This is a genomic window from Acanthopleuribacter pedis (genome assembly GCF_017377855.1).
Lineage (GTDB): Bacteria > Acidobacteriota > Holophagae > Acanthopleuribacterales > Acanthopleuribacteraceae > Acanthopleuribacter > Acanthopleuribacter pedis.
The window spans coordinates 1-19135 of the sequence record NZ_JAFREP010000020.1; the positions used below are offsets into that span (position 1 = coordinate 1).

At 56.4% G+C, this 19135-nt stretch carries 11 protein-coding genes; 8 read left to right on the forward strand and 3 right to left on the reverse strand.

Going from position 1 to position 19135, the window contains the following annotated elements; translation table 11 throughout:
• Window positions 1-570 precede the first annotated feature (570 nt).
• From J3U88_RS20370 to hspQ, 3 genes are all read right to left on the reverse strand, one after another.
• Window positions 571-1653: a M48 family metalloprotease gene (locus J3U88_RS20370; protein ID WP_207860811.1), complete on the reverse strand. Its 1083-nt coding sequence runs from the start codon at window positions 1651-1653 to the stop codon at window positions 571-573.
• A gap of 162 nt (window positions 1654-1815) precedes the next feature.
• Window positions 1816-3585 (reverse strand): AMP-dependent synthetase/ligase, encoded by a 1770-nt coding sequence (locus J3U88_RS20375; protein ID WP_207860812.1) that lies wholly within the window; start codon window positions 3583-3585, stop codon window positions 1816-1818.
• Window positions 3586-3624: 39 nt separating this feature from the next.
• A complete protein-coding gene (gene hspQ / locus J3U88_RS20380) occupies window positions 3625-4857 on the reverse strand; it encodes a heat shock protein HspQ (protein ID WP_207860814.1) in 1233 nt (410 codons plus the stop codon).
• A 1219-nt stretch (window positions 4858-6076) separates the two neighbouring features.
• On the opposite strand from hspQ, the gene J3U88_RS20385 reads away from it, so the two are divergent.
• The 8 genes from J3U88_RS20385 to J3U88_RS20420 all read left to right on the forward strand — a co-directional run bounded on the left by J3U88_RS20385 (window position 6077) and on the right by J3U88_RS20420 (window position 19125).
• Window positions 6077-8296: a hypothetical protein gene (locus tag J3U88_RS20385; RefSeq protein WP_207860815.1), complete on the forward strand. Its 2220-nt coding sequence runs from the start codon at window positions 6077-6079 to the stop codon at window positions 8294-8296.
• Window positions 8297-8476: 180 nt separating this feature from the next.
• Window positions 8477-9562, forward strand: a complete 1086-nt coding sequence (locus tag J3U88_RS20390; RefSeq protein WP_207860817.1) for a DUF444 family protein — start codon at window positions 8477-8479, stop codon at window positions 9560-9562.
• Between the two features lie 82 nt (window positions 9563-9644).
• Entirely contained in the window at window positions 9645-11270 is a 1626-nt protein-coding gene (locus tag J3U88_RS20395) for a SpoVR family protein (protein WP_207860819.1), read from the forward strand.
• A 167-nt stretch (window positions 11271-11437) separates the two neighbouring features.
• Window positions 11438-13927, forward strand: coding sequence for a hypothetical protein (locus tag J3U88_RS20400; RefSeq protein ID WP_207860821.1), 2490 nt, complete (start codon window positions 11438-11440; stop codon window positions 13925-13927).
• A 584-nt stretch (window positions 13928-14511) separates the two neighbouring features.
• Complete coding sequence (gene mutY, locus J3U88_RS20405) at window positions 14512-15627, forward strand: A/G-specific adenine glycosylase (RefSeq protein ID WP_207860823.1); 1116 nt, start codon at window positions 14512-14514, stop codon at window positions 15625-15627.
• Entirely contained in the window at window positions 15591-16229 is a 639-nt protein-coding gene (locus J3U88_RS20410) for an alpha/beta hydrolase (protein ID WP_207860825.1), read from the forward strand. The genes mutY and J3U88_RS20410 overlap by 37 nt, the downstream gene beginning before the upstream one ends.
• Window positions 16230-17106: 877 nt before the next feature.
• The gene (locus tag J3U88_RS20415; protein WP_207860826.1) at window positions 17107-18489 is read left to right on the forward strand and encodes a PilW family protein; all 1383 of its coding nucleotides are present in this window, start codon (window positions 17107-17109) and stop codon (window positions 18487-18489) included.
• A 9-nt stretch (window positions 18490-18498) separates the two neighbouring features.
• A complete protein-coding gene (locus J3U88_RS20420) occupies window positions 18499-19125 on the forward strand; it encodes a hypothetical protein (RefSeq protein WP_207860827.1) in 627 nt (208 codons plus the stop codon).
• The last annotated feature ends 10 nt before the right edge of the window (window positions 19126-19135 follow it).

The window sequence follows — 19135 nt, forward strand, 5'->3', positions numbered from 1 at the left end:
CTCCGGGGCAACAACCCCACCAAGATGGAAAAATCATACGGTCGTTTACCCAGGACGAGCGGTTTCGTGCAAATGGTTGTAGGGCCGACGCCTTCAGCGTCTACACGACGGGAACTCCCGGGGACCCTGGGTAAAGGGTTATTCCATAACCCTTTACCCAGGGCTGAAATCCGTAAGGCCTTCAGCCAAACCAGTCGTAGTTCGCCGCCGGCTCACGTTTTAAATTAATGGTGGACCCCAATTCACGGTGTGCGCGCCCCGTTGGGGTGCGCCGGTTCAACCCCCATCCTGACAGGGCCTTCCCCGTTCAACCCCCATCCTGACAGGGCCTTCCCCGTTCAACCCCCATCCTGACAGGGCCTTCCCCGTTCAACCCCCATCCTGACAGGGCCTTCCCCGTTCAACCCCCATCCATGCAGCGTTTTCCCCGGTTAAACCCCCATCCATGCAGCGTTTCCCCCCGTTCAACCCCCATCCATGCAGCGTTTTCCCCGGTTCAACCCCCGTCCATAGAGGGTTTCCCTCGGTTCAACCCCATCCTGACAGGGTGTTCTGCCACGCCCAAAACCATCACCGGCCCAGAACACCGCGCAATTCATCCAACATCTTGCGTACCGGTGAAAGCGATTCCTTCCCTTCCAAATCTTCTTCATCCAGCACCGGTGGCGCCGGCTCTTGGTTCTTGCGCGCGAAGTTGCCACTCAAAATGTCTAGATACGAACCCTCGCCGACCCAGGTCAACATGTGCCCCGCCCGCCAAACCGGGAAGGGGTGGCTGGCATTGGAAGCCTGCATACCCGCGTAGATCTTGTTGAGGAAGTTCTCCTCCTGCACGCGGGTCGCCTCCTGTGCCTGTAGCAAAAACTGCTCGGCATCCAAATCCGGGTTGGTAAAACGACTCCCACCCGCGAGCCGCATCTCACAATGCACGAAACGGTCAAAATTGCGCTGAACCAACATTTGCGCGCGGTCCGCGGTTAACTCGGAACAACGACTCCAATACTGCAACGCCTGGACAATCGCAAACATCGCGGCCTCGCGCATGGGAATGATCGAACCCAACAGACGGTCGGCCAAATTGATAAGGAGGTACAGCGCGGTACGGTACAACTGGTGCCCGGCGTGGATGTGGCCCAGTTCGTGGCCGATCACCCCGCGGATTTGGTCCTCGTCCATCTGGTCTAACAAACCCGAGGTCAACACCACAAAGGGATCGTCGACGCCGATCGCCATCGCGTTCGGCATGGGGTCGTGCATCACGTACAACTCGGGCATCAGTTCCATGTCCAGCAAGGTGCAGGCACGCACATTCATGTCGTGGAGTTTGGTCAAATGCTTGTCGTGTACCTTGACGGCGGTTTGCAGAAACAACATCCGCAATCGCCGCTCCGATAACTCTCTTAAAATGAACCGCAAAATCGAATTAACCCCGGGTACCCGGCGCAACATCTCCAGGGCGCGACGGTCCAAATGGTGCTCGTAGGCGGTGGAACTGATTTCGAGTAGGGGATCGTGAGGACCCAAAAACAAGCTGGTACCGCAGCTACCACAGCGCACCTTATCCAACTTTGAGGCGATCTTTAAAGGGTTGAGACGGTTTTTTCCGCCGCAGTTGGGACACGCAAAAATGCGCGGTTCGACTTCAATCGTCATGGTTTTCCTCCAATCGTTGCGGGTTCACTTTTGGAAAGGCGCGTTCTCACCGGGGCAAGGGACAATCCCCTTAACAGGGCGAACAACCCGGCGCATCTCCGGCACAAAACCCCATAGCCCTTAACGCGTCATCCAGGTCCCCAAGCGCCGGCAAAAACCCATTTATGCATACATCTCGTCAATCAAGGCCTGATACCGTTGCGCCACCACCGCCCGTTTGATCTTCAAACTCGGGGTCAGTTCGCCGGCGGCAACCGACAGCGGTTCCGCCAGCAAACGAAAGGCCTGAATCCGTTCGGTATGGACGACATGGCGTGAACGCGCCTCGATCTCCTTGGCCACGGCCTGGATCAACGCGGGGTCCTCAATCGCTTGCTCAGGGGCCGCCCCTGGATGCTCCCGTTTCACAAAAACATCGACCACGTCCCAGGCGGGCACGATCAGCGCGCAAATAAAAGGCCGGCCTTCACCGATGACGGCCACTTGCTCGATAAAGGGACACTCCCGCAACGAAGCCTCGAGGGGACCCGGCGGTACCTGTTGCCCCGAGGCCAAACAAAAGACATCGGTTTTTGAATCGGTTAAACGCAAATACCCTTGGTCGTCGATATGGCCGATGTCCCCGGTGCTCAGCCAACCGTCGCGCAGCACGGCCGCGGTCGCGGCTTCGTCCCCAAAATAACCAAGCATGATGTTCTCGCCGTGGGCTTGAATCTCGCCGTCGTCGGCAATCCGCAACGATACCCCTTCGACCGGTACACCAACCGTGCCCGCGCGGCGCCGGTCCGGCGGGTTGATGGTCAAGACCGGTGAGGCCTCGCTCAGACCATACCCGTCAATTAACGTCAGTCCCAGCGCGGCCAGCATGTCGGCAACCTCGGACGGCAGGGAACCCCCACCGCAAACCACCAAACGCAGCCGACCCCCAAAATTCTCCAGCAGTGGATCGAACACCATGCGTCGCGCCAGCTTGAGTTTGCGCGACCGCCAAGCACCGAGGGCTTCGCCGCGCGCCAACAACGGCGCAACCTCTTTGCCGAGGTCAAAGGCCAACTGCGCCGCGTTGCGTTTGATAAACCCGGCCTGTTGAATTTCGCGGGTCAGCGACACGTAGAATTTTTGGTAAACGGCCGGCATCGAAACCAGCAGGGTGGGTTTCACCCGCGGCAGAAGCGCCTTCAGGGCGGCGGGAGAACCGCCGTAGGCAATACACACGCCGTGGGTCAACATCAGGTAAAGCCCAATCACCCGCTCAAAAATATTGGCGGGTTGCAAATGGCTGAGGCACACATCCTCGGCACTCAGCGGCATCAAACCGCCACAGCTCTGAATGTTGGCCAAAACATTGCCGTGCGTGAGCTGAATGCCCCTGGGTCGCCCCTGGGTGCCGCCGGAGTAGACGATGGTCAAAAGGTCGCGCGGTAAACGGCCCTGCCACAGACTGATCAGCAACAGCTCGTTGTCCTCGCGACTACCGGCAATTTCCACCGCATCCATGGTCAGCCAAGCGTCGCCAGGGGTGTCGTCCATGACGATGATGTGTCGGGGCGCGCTCGCGGCATCGCGACCCAAGCTCTCGGCCTGATCCGCGTGACCGACCACCGCCGCCACCGGTTCGGTTTGCTGGAGAATGTAGTCGGTTTCTTCAAAAGGTACGCCGACGTAAAGGGGCACGGAAACGGCACCCACGGCGGCAACTGCCAAATCGGCGATCTGCCATTCAAAACGGGAGGGTGACCATAGGGCAACGCGGTCACCCACGCCGACACCAAGCGCCAACAGTCCCCGCGCGAACATGCACACCCGCTGGCGAAAGAAACGATGGGAATAGGCGCGCGGGACTTCGTCGTCACCGGGTATCAGCACCGCATTTTTGCGATCAAAGCGACTGCAAGCGTTAAAGAACAGTTCGGGAACGCTCTGAAACTGCATGGCAAAACCTAGAGGCCCGCGCCGTGTGAACGGCGGGGGTTAACTTTCTTCATTCCAAGGACGTTCGTTACGCACATAAAAACCATTGGCAAACCCGTCAAAATAAACGTCAATCAGCGGGTGGATCACCTCGGCGCCGGAATAGTCTGGGATCAAACTGGTTTGTGCGGCGTACGTGGTGACATTGGAACCGTGAACCAACACATGGTACCAAGGCTGATTGCGTTCCGGTTGGGTTTTATTGGCGCGGTACCAAGACTCGTCGGCCAGACAACGGGGATCGTAATCCACGACCACGCCGCGGTAGCCGTAACGGCCGTGGCGCACCAACTGGCCGCGGCGGTATTGGGCGTCGGGTGAAATTCGCGGCGTCGAGACGAAAAAAGAACGGGGCATTTGGTTCAGTTCTTCCAACATGGCCTTGGCCCGCCGGCTGCGCGGCAGTTCCCCGCTTTTGTTGTAGGCGTTCACCAAATTCAACAACACGCGGCGGCCGATTTGACCGGGTGAAGGCGGCTGCGACAAAAGTTCGTGGATGTCGATATTGGGCATTTGGGTCAAACCCGCGATCTCCTGTCCCGACAGGATTTTGCCGTTGTTAAAACAATCGATGAGCACCAGGTTGCCGTTCACGGTCGCCTTGGCCAGAAAGTGACGCGGCAGGTTGAAGCCTTCCACCACCAAGTCAAAACGATGGGCCACCAACATAAAGATACACACCAGGGAAATCGGCAGTCCCTGCCGGTGCTGCAACACCCAGGACAAATGACAGTGACGCGGGTTGTAATAATCCTTGTGGGCGCCGCGGAACCGCTGGTCGGCAAAAAGAAACTGGTTTAACTCCAACACGTTGATGCTCCGACCGGCGTTGCGAAAGGCCTCGGCCTCGGCATCCAGAAGATCACTCAAGGGCGCAAGCTGCTCGTCCATCGGTTGGGCATCGCCGATGGTGGTTAACACGCGTTCCAGTTGCACATTAACATCGGTAATTTTGGCAAAGCCTTCCCAAATGCCGCGCATGCGGCGCGAGCGCACGTGATCCAGCAACTCGCTCAGCAAAAACTGCTGCTCCGGCGACCAAGCCACCGCCGTCGCCTGGGTAAGCGCCGACAAACGCTCACCGAATGCGGCCAATTCCTCGCCAACCGCCTCGCGAACCGAGGCTGACTCGGCATCAAGCAGACGAACCAAGTTCTCAAACTTTCGCAGCTCCTCCGGGTCCACACCGGCAAGCGAAACGGGGTTGGAAGGTTCAAGGTCGGAAAGAGACAAGGAGTACTCCTCAGGACGACGGAGGCCGCCCGCGGCAAAAACTGTTACCGGGACTTACCTGGCGAATCCACGGGGTAGGGTCCGAGCACAGAGAAGGTCAATCACATCAAAAGCGGTGTGTGTATTGTAACCTGAACTCTAAACAGGATGCGAGCAACCCTTAATTAGACCTGAGAAGCGCGATAACTCGTGGTGATTTTCGCTAAACCTCTGGGCTGCAACAGCCTGCAAACATGCTCGCCGCACCCGGCGGGTGCGCTTCCGCTTTTCCCAAGCCATTTCGCTCCAGATCCTTAGCGAAAATCCCAGGTTCTTACCGCGCTTCTTAGGTTAGAACGTTGGCGCACCGGCGGCGGCGCGGTAACTTTTGACGTGGTGGAAGAAAGCACCGCCAACCCCCCGGATGGATGCTTCATGCCAAGCGACGCTTGTCGGTACCCGGGTTGGGACGGCAAGAATCTGAACCCTCTGACCCGGTACAGGTCGGCCCATGCGTCTGGACGAGGTGGTTGGATTTGGGGCGACATCTGCCACAATCCAGGAAAGCGACCCAGAGGAAAGCGCCCCTTGCTTAGGCCGCGCGGGCAGGCGGAAAAGAGGGGCAAGTACGGTGTTAAACCCATGGTCCGCCAGGTGCTTGAGTGAAACTTTTTCATTTTCTTGCGTGCTTCGTTCCTGGCTTTATGCGGTTTTTAATGCTAAGCTTACACGCATCTCTTCAAAACCCGGACTGTTGAAAGCGAACGTGTTTCTCCGTTGTCGTTCGGCCGCTCTGACGGCTTAGCGATCACGAGCCGTTCACACTTCACTAGGGTGGGTTGGCTCTTGATTTTTGTGGCTCTTCGCGCGCGAACCGCTGCCTCGGCACGGTCCGCACCCAATCACCGGCAACGTCGAACCCGAACCCGCTTAAACCTCGAAACCCGTTCACCCGTCTAACACCGCCAAGGTCAACAGCAGCGACCAGACAGGATCGCTCGGTTTTGTGGTGTTATGGTTCAAAGGTTTAGGTGAAGGTAGGGCGGCGCCCGGCCGCGCACGACGGCGAAAGCGAGCTACACCGTCACGGCATCCCATCGTTTTAAGAAGTACCCTTCACGCCGCTTCCGGCGCCACGCGTCACGGACCCTCGGACCAACGAAGCGTCCCCGCGTCCGGCCCTTCGGCCCGGTGCCCCATCCGTGGTTTTGTGGGAACACTACGCGAAAGGTGGGCGTTCATGCGCGATAAGCTTCAGTCGATTCTCAAATCATCTACGACAACCAACCGCGGCGATCAATTCCTGTCTTTTTATGAATACCTTGACATGGTGACGCAAAAGCCATGGATCACCCGCGACACATTTCAGCTCCTGCACGACATGGTTTTAAGCGGCGGTGTCGAACACGCGCTCACCCCCGGAAAACCCGTCAAACACCGCTACAACTTCTTTGAAGACGCCGAAAAAGTCGGTCCGTTTATCGTGTTCGGCCAACAGAAAGCCAAGGAAAACCTGGTTGAAAAGGTCGACAACGCCAGCCGGGGATTAGAGTCCTCGAAACGCCTGTGGATCCTGTTGGGGCCGCCCGGCTCGGCCAAATCACGCAGCATGGACGGCATCAAAACCGCGCTGAACCTCTACAGCCAATCCGACGAGGGGCGCACCTACACCTTGCTGCTCCCCACCGTGGATGAACGTTTGCGCGACCGCGCCGAATTTGAAGAAAACGGCGTCTGGTACCTACAGGCCCCGATTTTCGAACGGCCGCTACAAATCATCCCCGAACACAGCCGCCGCGAATTCTGTGAGGAGCTCAACGGCAACGTCGATCAATCCAGCCTCGCCGATTTCCTCGAGCGTCATCCCCATTACGACGGTGTGTTCGACATCCAGGTGTCGGGTCGTATTTCACCTTTCGCGCGGCACGTCCTGGACGATTTTTCCGCGGCCAAGGACCTGGATTTCGTCGGCCTGCTCGACTTTATCAAGGTCAAACGCATGATCTTTGACGCGCGAACCAAAACCGGAATCGGTTCCTACACCCCCCGCGACGAGAAAAGCCAGGAGGCCGGTTCACTGGTGGGCAACATCGACTACAGCCTCCTGCCGCGTTTTGGCAGCGAATCCCACCCGCTGGTCCACGATTACAAGGGCGAATTGTGCGCGGGCGCCAACGGTTTTGTCGAGATCCACGAAATTCTCAAGCTTTCCGATAAGTTCCTGTACGAGTTGTTGTTCGCCACCCAGGACCGCTTCTTCAAGCCGGAGGGGCAGCCCCCGGTCCCCTTTAACGGGGTCATCATCGGCCACACCAACTTCCACGAATTTAATATGTTCATGAGCAACGAGAGTTTTGAGGCCTTGCGCTCGCGGACCACCTTTATCGAAATGCCGCTCAGCGTGAACTTCAAAGACGAAGAGTACATCTACAAGTTCACTTATTCCAACGAGAACCGTCGCTGGAACAAGGACCGCAAGCACATGTGTCACGTGGCACCCCACAGCCTGGAATTCCTGAGCTTGACTTCCGCCATGTCGCGCCTCTACGAATCAAAACAAAACCCCAACCTGTCGCTGCTGCAAAAAGCACTGATCTACGCGGGCCGCGCCGATTCAGGCGTCGACAACAACATGGCCAAAACCATTTTGGAAGAGTTTGAGTTCGTCAAACCCACCGAGGGCACCTTTGGGCTCGACCCGCGTTTCATCCAAAACGTCTTCGAAAAAACCGAACACTTCCAAATCAACGAATACGCGGCCAACATCCAGAAGCTTAAGGAAGAAAGCGGCGAACACGCGCTGTTAACCTCTATCGCCCTCGCCAATCCCTGCACCACACCTTTGGATTTGGCGGTGATTATGGAACGATCCATAAAGGACAGTTTCGCGACCAACAAGGTGCGTCTCAGTCATTACGCCGAAAAAATCCTGCCCCAGGCCAAGTCGTGGATTTTCGGCCAAATAGCCAGCGACGTCTACGGTGCCATTCTGCGCGACGATTCCATCGTGGAAACCACCTGGAAAAAATACACCGACCATGTGCGCGCTTACGCCCACAACACCACGGTGAAACACGAGGTCACCCAAGCCGACGTCAAGCCGGACGAAAAGTTCATGCAGACGATTGAACAGTACCTGGGCATTCCCGACAAGGAGGTGTTCCGCAAGGAACTCTCCGATGCGATTTCCAGTGTGAACTACACGGTCCTGCTGGCCGACGAGCCCTCGTATCAAAACGCGATCAAAAAGTACGTGTTTGAGAACGAGTTTAAGTCGGGCGAAAACATGAAACTGCTGGGCTGGATCAAAAGCGGCACCAGCGCCGCCAACGTCAACAGCAAAGAGCAGAAACAGTTAAACGACACGATCAAATACCTGATCGAGGAAAAAGGCTATTGCGGGAAATGCGCCTTCCAAGCGCTAACCATTACCGCCAACGCCTCGAGCATCGTCGTTTAACAGCACGGGGATTCAAAAGCGGCGCCGTCGCCTTGAATGGTCGGCACACTTTCTGCTTTGTCCCTTCCTCACGGGGCGCGTCATCACGACCGCCCCGTGAAGGAACCGGCAAAACGCCGACGCCCATCTTTTTCGAAGCCACCCGCAACCCCAGCAACCGTCAGTCGCGGAGGACCCTCGATGACCAACGGCCACATTCCTTTTAATCAGGACCGCATTAACTCCGACGAATCGGAAGGCGCCTTTAACGAATACATCGACAACCAGCTCAACGATTTGATCGAAGGCATTTTGACCGACGGCAATATTGAGGAGTTTGGTGAACGCGGCAGCGATCTCATCATTGAAATGGACGACATCCAACCGCCGACCTTCGTTTACGGGGACGACGGCCGCGGTGGCGGCGGCGGCGGTGCCGGACCGGGTGGCGGCGGCGGAAAAATGAGCTTCAGCCTGCCGTTCGAGAAACTCATGGAACTGATCGCCGAACGACTTGAGTTGCCGGACCTCAAAAAAGAAGGTCGCGGCAAAATCAAACAGGTCTCCTATACCTTTAAAACCTTCGGGCCGATGGGGGTCATCCTCGACAAAAAACGCACCTTCAAACGCGCGCTCAAGACCTCGGTCGCCACCGGCGTTTACAACCCCGACCAAAACCGTTACGACGTGAGTTTCCGCCGCCGTGATCGCCGCTTCAAACTGCCGCAACGGGTGGAGAAACCCAAGTTCAAAGCGGTGGTGTTCTATATGGGTGACATTTCTTATTCGACCTACGGCGAACGCCTCGAGCTCGAAAAACGCCTGGTCAAGTTCATTCACAGTTGGCTGGACTACAACTATGGACCCAACTCGGTGGAACACCGCTTTTTTGTCCACGATGCCGAGGCCTACGAGGTCATGCCGGAAGATTTCTACCGCGTCGCCAACGCGGGCGGTACCCGGGCATCGATTGTTTTTGATTTGGTCGCCCAAATCGCGGTCAACGAATACGATCCCGCCACCACCAACTTTTACGGCTTCTACTTCGGCGACGGCGAGTTGTTTGCCGACGATGCCAAGGAAATCGTGACCATTATCGAGGAACAAATGGTGCATATCTTTAACCGCGTCGGCGTGGTTGAGGTACAACCCAGCCGCTCTTCCCACCTCAACACCAAAATCAGCAACCGCTTCCGCCGCGACCGCGTCGTACGCTTGGGCGAACTCAAACACAAAAAAGACACCATCGACGTCATCAAAAAACTGTTCGGTGAACGACCGGGCTAAGGCCGAATCCACCGGTTCGCCGGGACACCGATCCCTGCAAACCCTATGTCGCGGAATAATTTTGTGAAAGCGAGGTAGCATCATGCGCATGATTCATACCGATCCCGTATTACACGAACTTGCCGAACGCACCCTGCACCACGGTCGCGAATTCGGCATGGTGTTACCCGAGGTTCGTTTTTATATTCTCGACGGTCTCGAGTTTGCCTCGCTGTTGGAAAAACGTGTTTACCCGACCAGCCCCACCAACATCTGGGAAGGTAAACGCATGGTAAGCAAGAAATTTCGCATCTCGGAAGGTTTGGAGTCGAGCCTGTACTACGAGGTTGTCCAAACCGGGAACCCCAGCTACGCCTACCTCAACAACACCAACTCGCCGATGATGCAGGCCTCGGTCATGGCCCACGTGCTGGGTCACTGCGAGTTCAGTGAAACCAACGTGTTGCGCGATTCAAACCCGGATCGCACCGAATTTGTGATGCACCTGGTGCGCAAGGTCAACCTGGGCCGCAACCAGATGGGCGAAAAAAGTTTCCTGTCCTACTGGAACGCGGCCGAATCGGCATTGCCGTTGTTGTCGCCCAACTCCCAATTTAACCTGCAACATTCGGTTGAAACGGATCGCGCCACCGGCGGGGTTGCCTCGGTTTCGGCCCCGGAACCCGATGAAGAAAAACCGCTGCTACCCCCTTTTTCCTCCACCCTGTCCAGTCTCCTGCGCCCACCGGAAACCCAGGATCCCTTTGAACGGGAGCTCAAGTCAAAACTACGCCAGGAGACTTTATCGCGGCGCGGCTACCGGTTGCGCAGCCCTTGCCAAGATGTGTTTGCCTTTTTGCGCCATTACGCGCCCACCACGGCCGGCGAACGCTCGGTTCTGGACTACCTCTACGTGATCCATGCCCCGAGCGATTTCGTAATTCGCACGCAAATCATGAACGAAGGCTGGGCCATGTACTGGGAAAAAGCCATTATGCTGGAATTGTTTAAGGAAAGAGCCTGCACCGGCATTATCGACTACGCCAAGGTGTTCTCAGGCGTGTGTTACCCACGGCCTTATTACCAGCGCAACCCCTACCATCTCGGTTTCCACATGTGGAACCACATCAAGGCGCTCTACGAAAAGGGCAAAATCGATTTGGATTATTTCGATGAGGTCGACCGCAAAACCCGCGACGCGTGGGACCGCGGTGGCGATGTTGATCCCATCGAGCGCATGCGCCATTTGGTGCGAACCTGTACGGACTACGAATTCTTGCGCCGTTTCCTCACACCGAAACTGATTCACGAGTTCCATCTCAACCGCATCCCACAACGGGACGTGGCGCGCCTGGGCATTTCGAAACGCGATGTCATCGAAGAAGATCGCTACTGGGTATGGCTCGATCCGAGGCCGATCAAGAAAGAAATGCTGAAATTTTTCACCCACTATTACCGACCCCGCATCTATTTAGTGGATACCGATTTTGAAGACGGCGGTTTGTTGCTGTTTCACCGCGACGACGGCCGCCGCCTCAAAGCCAACTGGATCCAACCGACCCTGAAAAACCTGAACATGATTTGGAAAGGGGGCGTGTCACTCGTTTCCAAAAATACGCTTTACGGTTATACCGGCGGCCGCTACCGCGAAATGCGCATTCCCGAGGTGGAATTCGAGGTTATTGTGGAACGAATGCGGGAGGGCAAGAAACCGATGGTGCTGGACTAAATCAAGCCCCCGGTCCCGAACCAAACCCACAACCGAGGCGCGCCGCGTACCGGGCGAAATGCAGACTTACTAAACTACCAACTCATTCTTTTCGATACGTTTATTGTGGTCGACGGAGACGTCAAGCAGTTACCGAGGTTTGGATTCCCCGGTAACGGGAGGGATACATGAGCCATTTCGATGCGAAAAACGTGCTGGGTTACACCCGTAACCGAACCTTGCCGTTTTCTCACTTTATCGAAGAATTCATTCAAACACCCGGTGATTTCTTGCACACCTCCTCGACGCTGTTGGCAAGGGCCATTGAGTATTTCGACTTTGACATCGTGGTTCGCGCCGGCGAACCCATCATCAGTTACCGCATTTTTAACGACATCTTTAACAAGGGTACCAACGCGGTATTCGGTCAAGAAGCCGCGGTCAAACATCTGGTCGCCGCCATTGATTCGGCGGGTAAAGAAACCGGTCCCAACCGTGGACTGGTGTTGGTCGGCCCACCGGCATCGGGCAAAACCAACATCATCGATCTGATCACGGAGGCCCTAGAGGAATACACCAAACGCAAAGCGGTGAAGTTGTATTCGTTTTTCTTTGAGTTCAAGGGCAAAGGCGGCAGCAACCGCTCCCTGGAAGTCTGGAGCAGCTTCTTTCACAACCCGCTGCTGTTGTTCCCCACGGTGCTTTCGCTGGGCGACCGGGTGATTCGCCCCCGCCAAGAGTTGTTCAACCACGTGCACGAAATGCACAAAGGCAAGGTGGTGTTTCCCACGTATTACCACAACGCGATGCTCGACAAATGCAGCCTGGACATCATCGAAGGCCTGCTGCAGAACCCCACCAATCGCGGCAAGAGTTTGTACAACATCTTGGAAGAATACGTGCGCGTGGAAGAAATCGTCTTTTCCAACGGCCAGGCAACCGGCATCGCCAATATTGACGACATGAAGCAGTTACGCGTCCGTATGCGCCATCTGGATTTGAGCGGCGAGGACAAAGCCATTTTGGCGGAGCACGTCCCCGGCACCGACATTTACCAATACGCGGGCGCGATTGTCAGCGCCAATCGCGGTTTGCTTCACATTCACGACGCTTTCGGCACGGACAACTCAACCGAGGCCGACTACAAACCGCTGCTGATGCTGTTGGGCAGCGGGAAGGTTTCGATTGAGTCGACCCAAGCCTCGGTGGACAACACGGTGGTTATGACCACCAACCTTGAAGAGATGGCATTGCTGGACAAGCAACTCACCTCTTCCAAATTGCTGGACCGCATCGAAAAAATTCCGGTGAACTACCTGCTCGACGCCAATTCGGAAATGGACATTCTCAAGCGTGACATGGAGATCATGAAGATCAATTACCAGGTGGATCCCAACCTGTTGCGCATTGCCGCTTACTACGCGGTGATGACACGCCTGTTGCCGCCTTCGCGTAAAAAGTGGCCCTCCAACTGGAGTCAACGCAAGCAGAACCTGTACAACGACATTACGGTCGAAAAAAAGCTGTTCCTTTACGCATGTCAATCGGACGACCCGCTGGCCACCATCCAAAAGTTGCCGCATTGGCACCCATTCCGCAACGAGGCCTTAAAGCTGAATCTCAACCTGTACGACCCCGAAGCCTTGGAAAAGCTCATCAAACGCCACCCCGACGCCATTTCCCTGGGCGAGTCGGGCCTGTTTTCGAACGAGGAGTTGGCGCTGATCGACGATGAATTCATGCGTGAGTTATTTCGCGAACACTACCCTTACGAGGGGCGCGAGGGTATTTCGGTACGTCAGCTTCAGAACATCATGCGCAACACCATCTCCAATTCGGACGGGCGCAAGGTACACGTCGGTACCTTCTTGAGCCAGCTCAAACGCATGATCAAAGAAGGATCCGAGCTACACCACTGGATGAGCATCGATAACAAGTGGAAAAAAGAGCGCAAGACATTGCCCAGCCGCAAAATCGGGCGTTTCCGCTTGGGCGCGGGTGAGGGTGATTACGGCGATTTTGCGGGTTTGGTGAAGGTGGTGCAATCGCTGTATTTCATGATCATCGACAAGGAGATCACCGAGGCAACGGTCGACCGCAACCCCAATGAGATCGAAGAAGACCTGCGCCGCTACCTTCAGTACACACTGCTCGCCAACGCTCTGGAAAACAAAGCCTTTTCCCACATCATGGTGCCCAAATTCTCCTTCATCCACCCCACCACGGGCGAAAAGGTTGATTCTCCCGACATCCACTTCATGACCTCCCTGGAGAAGGTGATTGCACCGGATCGCGACCCGCAGCACTTCCGCCGCGAGATTGCCCAAAAATTCCTCGGCATGCAAAGCAGCGGGGAAATATTCATTCAAGAGGGGAAAAACGTCATCAGTTCCCGCTCGGACAACGTGCTGGTCTGTTTTCACGATCTGTTTTCCAAACTTTTGTCGCACCGGCGCACGGTCGAAGGCATCGACGCGGAATTGTTGCGAGACGCCTTTTTCCAAAAGAAAAACAACTACAGCTATTACAAAACCTATTCCATTGAAATTCGCAATATGGTGGAAACCATTCTGAAAAACATGGTCAACCGCTTCGGCTACCCGGAAAGCATCGCCTTGGACACGGTGGTCTTCGCGCTCAGGAAGCAGGTCATCAATTTCAGTGAAATGATCAGCTAGGATGTTTTTGATCTTGGATTTTTGGCCGGGATTGGGGTGATCTTCTTTTTTATCAGGATTTTGTGGCTATTTACTGGATGGCGGCCGAGCTTTGGCGCCCTCTTTTCCCGCTTCCCGGTTTGGATGATGCCGTCGCTTCGATTTTTTTCCCAGGATTTTTAGGATATTTACAGGACATCGGCCGGGCTTTAGTGCCCTCTTTTCCCGCTTCCCGGTTTGGATGAAGCCGTCGCTCCGGTTTTTTTTACATCACTGCATGTTGTTCTCTCCCGCATTTTCGATCCACACCAAAAACATGCCCAGCCCGACCACATCGCGCCCACGGGTTCGAACGATCCGGGACATAATCATGGGCCCCCCATGCATTCAAATTTCGAAGCGACGGCTTCATCCATTCCGGGAACCGGCAGCAGAGGGTCTCTGCGCACGGCCGCATCCTCAAACCATTCTTTTATCCTGAGAAATAAACAAGATAACCCCACACCCAAAAACAACCCCCACACCAAACCACCTCGCCCACAATCCATCCTAAGTGTATGATGGGCCCTGCGCCGTTTTCCCGATCTCCTCGCGAGGTGACACGCTTGTTTTCTGAACTTGATTTCCGCAAAGATCTGTTGGCTTGGTACGACCGCGAGCAGCGACAACTCCCGTGGCGAGGCCCCGCCAATCCCTACGCCACCCTGGTTTCAGAACTGATGCTGCAACAAACCCAGGTCAAAACAGTGATTCCCTATTTCGAACGTTTTCTGGAACGTTTTCCCACCCCGAAGGAATTGGCCGAGGCAGAGGAACAAGAGGTTCTAAAGCTCTGGCAAGGATTGGGTTATTACCGGCGCGCCCGTTATCTACAAGCCGCGGCGCAACGCATTCAGGAACACCACAACGGCGATTTTCCCGGGGACAAAGAGGCCATCGACGCCCTACCGGGCGTGGGCGCTTATACCGCCGCGGCCGTGGCAAGTATCGGTTTCAACCTGCCCCACGCGGTCGTCGACGGCAATGTGATTCGGGTACTCAGCCGTTTGTTTGCCCTGGAAGACGACGTTGCCGCGACCGCCGTCAAACGAGATATTCAGGCCAGAGCCCAAAAACTACTCGATACGGAACGGCCGGGGGATTACAACCAAGCCCTCATGGAGTTAGGCGCAACCCGCTGTTCCCCACGCAACCCGAGTTGCTTGACCTGTCCCGTATCCAACTATTGCTCGGTGCGACGCAAGGGTCTGGACCCACACGTGTTCCCTTACAAAAGCAAGAAAATCAAACCTGGCAAAATCGCCTATCGATCCCTGTTCCTCACCACCCCCGGCCGGTTTTTACTGGGCCAACGACCGGGATCGGGCCTGATGGCTTCCATGTGGGAATTGCCCGCACAGGAAGAAACCGCATTCCGGGATTGGCGCCATTGGTTTGCCGACGCCATTACCCCGATCGGCCGCCTAGAGCAACCCATCCTGCATCGCTTCACGCACCTCCACGCGACCTACCACATCGAGCTGTACCGCGTGGAAAAAGAGCCACAATGGCGCGAAGGGGCACCGAACAGTTATCAAGATTTCTGCTGGGTTGACCAAGAGACTTTGGGTAAGATGCCGTTAACCAAGGTGTTGCAAAAAGCGATTCCCGCTGTCGGCAACTTTTTTAAACAGGAGAACACGTCATGCCCCAACACGAAATCGAGGTTACCTGGTCTGTAAATTACGAAACACAGGGGCCGGAAGACGCCGAGGAAATGTGGTTGCTTCTCCATGGCTACCAGCAACGGGGGAGCGTGGTACTTGAGAAACTCAAGCCCTACTGCCCGGATTCGGTACGCCTGGTCGCCCCGGACGCCCCCTTCCCCGCGCCCCACCAGAGCGCCGCGGGTTGGCGCATGGGGTTCGCCTGGTACCTGTTCGATCCGGCCACCCAGATCTACCATGTGCCGATGGAACCGGCGGTGGCATTGCTGCGCGCGTTCGTCGCGGGGATCAGGGGCCGGGCGCGGCGAATCCGCGTGATTGGTTATTCGCAAGGCGGCTATTTGGCGCCGTTCGCGGCACGAGCGCTGACAAATATTGTCCAGGCCGTTGGCATAAATTGTCGTTTCCGCGACGAAAGCTTAAAGGAAATCTTGCCGTTCCCACTTGATGCGGTCCACGGAAAGCGGGATGCGCTGGTTGATCTCGCGCGCTCTATGCAATCTCACGGCCAACTTTTAAAAATCGGCAACACGGGTCGATTTGTAACGGTTGAGCAGGCAGGGCACGGTATTAATGACGCAATCGGTACGGCGTTTCGAAGTCTCACCCGTGCTTAGCCTCCGTCCATGACGACGAAGCTTGACCGGAAAGCCACACGGGCAATGCATTTTTTTGCACCAAACACTGGTGCCTTACCGCTATTTTCTTCAATGCAAAACTTTAATTTTTCGTAAAACAAAATACTGCAACAAGTTGCGCAGCCGGCACACTCTATGCTCAAGAGCGAGCAGGAGTTCTTCATGCCCTTTCACGACCTCACGAGCGATCACCGCACGCGCAGCATTGCGCGGAGTGGTGCACATTTGGTGAAAAACCAAAGGTGTTCCGTCCGGTACGGACTTCGTGGCGTCTTTTGTGGCACCGGTGCCGATCCATCCGGCCCACGCCCGTCGCATGCCGAAACGGCGGCGACAGCCCCGTCCTTAAAACTTGTTCCGTCCTTATCCTTCTTATTACCCTCCCCGGTATTCCAACGTTTTACAGCCGCCAAAACAACGGCTGAAAAAACGCGGCACGGGAACGCGTCCTACCAGCGTCCCGCGGCCGATCCAACCACGCCACCTATGGGTGTGGTTACGGCGCATTACCGCGCCGACGACCCCGACGCACCGCCTATGACCGCGGTGATGATCACGGGCCGTTATGCCTATTCGGATGACAGAGCAGCCTCATTGAACGGCTGCCCACGTTTGACCACGATTCGTTTTGCAACCATGCAGCGAGAGACGGTGCTCCGTCCTCGGCATCGCCATGGGCGGCTTAGGCCGTTTTTTGGTTGCGCAACCCTTACCAAATCGTTCCGAGTTACCGCTAACACCCCGTACGACCGCAATGGTGATCATCACCGGCCGACCGCTGCCCGCCCCGCCTCAGGGGTCGCGCAACGGCACCGCCTTCCTGATCACCCGGTTTTCGGGCACCAGGGAGGAAATCATGATCGAAGCGCGTTCCCATCAAGGCCCCACGCCGGCGCCGCCTGAGCAACAATTTAGGACGCAGACAGGGCTCAAGGGACAACCACCGTCCCACGCATCACCTCCCGGCGCGGCGGCCGGTTTCAGTTTGACCGAACTGATGCTCACGCTGCTGATCGCGGTGACCATCTACGGCGGCGTCGCGGCCACCTTCTCCGAAATGCGCAAGGGCGCGACCGACCAGAGTCGTTCTTCGGCGCTGTCCGGTTCGATCCGCGGCGTGAACGTTCAAATGCAACACGACTTCGCCAATGCCGGCCGCGGTTTGTGGGATTTGAGCGCTTTTAATATTCGCTATAATTTTTCCGACAGCTTCGTTGCCGGCGCCCAACCCCGCTACTTCCACGGCGTCACCGATCACGACGTGGAAGACATTTCCGGGCAGTCCACGATCATCGTGCAGTGGTTTGACTACGACGTCATCGGCGGCAACGAATCCAAAAGCCCCACCTTCTTATTTGATTTGGGCGTGGGTGAGGATTTCCCCGCGGGCGGCCTGTTTACCACCGCCAATTTCATCGGGCCCACCGCTTACCTGCAAACGGTTGAGCCGGGTGATATTTTCGTGATTTACAACAATGCGGCCCGCACCACCACCTCGGCCTACACGGATATCGAAGGTGAAGGCACCTTGGCCGTGTGGAACCACGAACAGGTAGGCGGCGCGGTTGACCCGCTCAACACCGCGGTCCTCCTAGAAGTCAGTGAGGTCTCCCCGGTTGAGGCCGTGGGCAGCGCCGATTACGGCAACCTGCAACAGATTACGGTTAACTTCGCCGAGACCGGCGATTCCTACTTTAGTCCCGACATGGAAGGTGACTCCATTTCCTTCCCCTTCAGCCGCCCCGCCGAGGCGGGCGATCCCAGATTGCTCGACAACACCATGTTCGCGCGCAAACTGGGCAGCCGCGATGATTTCCACCGGGTCCGGTACATCATCGACAACACCGGCACCTACCCCACCTTGATGCGCATTCACAATAACGACGACCCCGAGGTACTGATGACCAACGTCACCGACTTCTCGATCTTCCTCGGTCTCGACGTCGCCCCCAACATCCCGCCGAATTCGGTCCAGATCAACCACATGGACGGCACGCTTAGCGCCACCGATCCAGCGGCCTGGGCTTACGAGGCCGCGGATTTCGGGGTCTCCTACGACGATTACCAAACCTTGCTCGGGCGCCACGCGCTGGCCGCCAACGTGCTGATCACCGCCGAAAGCACCGCGGAAACCAGCGACGGCCGCCTGCCGACCAAGTCGTTTAACAGCCGCTTCCGCATCGCCAACACGGTCCCATTACCGTTCTACAACAAAGCCAACAACATCGCGGCCGAATAAGGAGGACCCATGATCACGACGCAAAACCGCAGAGGTTCGACCCTGGTGCTCAGCATGGGTGCCATCTTAATTATGTTCGGCTTGGCGATGAGCCTGTTGTTTCAAGCCCAGTCCCAATCAAGCGAAACCGGCGCCTTGCGCCTCGCGCAAATGTACGAAATGGCTTCTTTTAGCGCGATCCAAAAAGAAAAAGCTTCGCTCAGCGACGACTGGGACGACATCGACCACTTCACCCCCTTGCTGACCAGCTTGACCACCGAGTCGGAACACGGCTACGGCAAGCTCTATGCCTCCGGCACCTTCACCAGTTACAGCGGCGCCAGCAGCATGCGCTACAACGTGTATGTTGCCAACAACTCCGGCGATTACGGCATTGTTTTTTCCGAACACGGATCCGCCAACTACAACGTTGATCAGGATTACGACGGCTACATCGTGATGACCGCGGAGGTCTTCATCGAAGGCCAAGAGGTGCCCGTCGCCGTCAACTCCGCCATCATCGCCCCCACGGGCGAAGAAAGTGTCGAGTTCGCCGAGCTGTCGGTCACCGAGCAGAACATGAACCGCCAAGGTACCGGCACCATCGATCAATTCGACCGTGCCCTCGACCTGAACAAGTTTTCCGACACGCCGTAACGCGCCAATC

Excerpts from the sequence above, each read along its gene's own strand:
- J3U88_RS20370 (WP_207860811.1), bottom strand. The coding sequence starts at position 1,653 with ATGACGATTGAAGTCGAACCGCGCATTTTTGCGTGTCCCAACTGCGGC.
- J3U88_RS20375 (WP_207860812.1), bottom strand. The coding sequence starts at position 3,585 with ATGCAGTTTCAGAGCGTTCCCGAACTGTTCTTTAACGCTTGCAGTCGC.
- J3U88_RS20385 (WP_207860815.1), top strand. The coding sequence starts at position 6,077 with ATGCGCGATAAGCTTCAGTCGATTCTCAAATCATCTACGACAACCAAC.
- J3U88_RS20390 (WP_207860817.1), top strand. The coding sequence starts at position 8,477 with ATGACCAACGGCCACATTCCTTTTAATCAGGACCGCATTAACTCCGAC.
- J3U88_RS20395 (WP_207860819.1), top strand. The coding sequence starts at position 9,645 with ATGCGCATGATTCATACCGATCCCGTATTACACGAACTTGCCGAACGC.
- J3U88_RS20400 (WP_207860821.1), top strand. The coding sequence starts at position 11,438 with ATGAGCCATTTCGATGCGAAAAACGTGCTGGGTTACACCCGTAACCGA.
- J3U88_RS20410 (WP_207860825.1), top strand. The coding sequence starts at position 15,591 with ATGCCCCAACACGAAATCGAGGTTACCTGGTCTGTAAATTACGAAACA.
- J3U88_RS20415 (WP_207860826.1), top strand. The coding sequence starts at position 17,107 with ATGATCGAAGCGCGTTCCCATCAAGGCCCCACGCCGGCGCCGCCTGAG.
- J3U88_RS20420 (WP_207860827.1), top strand. The coding sequence starts at position 18,499 with ATGATCACGACGCAAAACCGCAGAGGTTCGACCCTGGTGCTCAGCATG.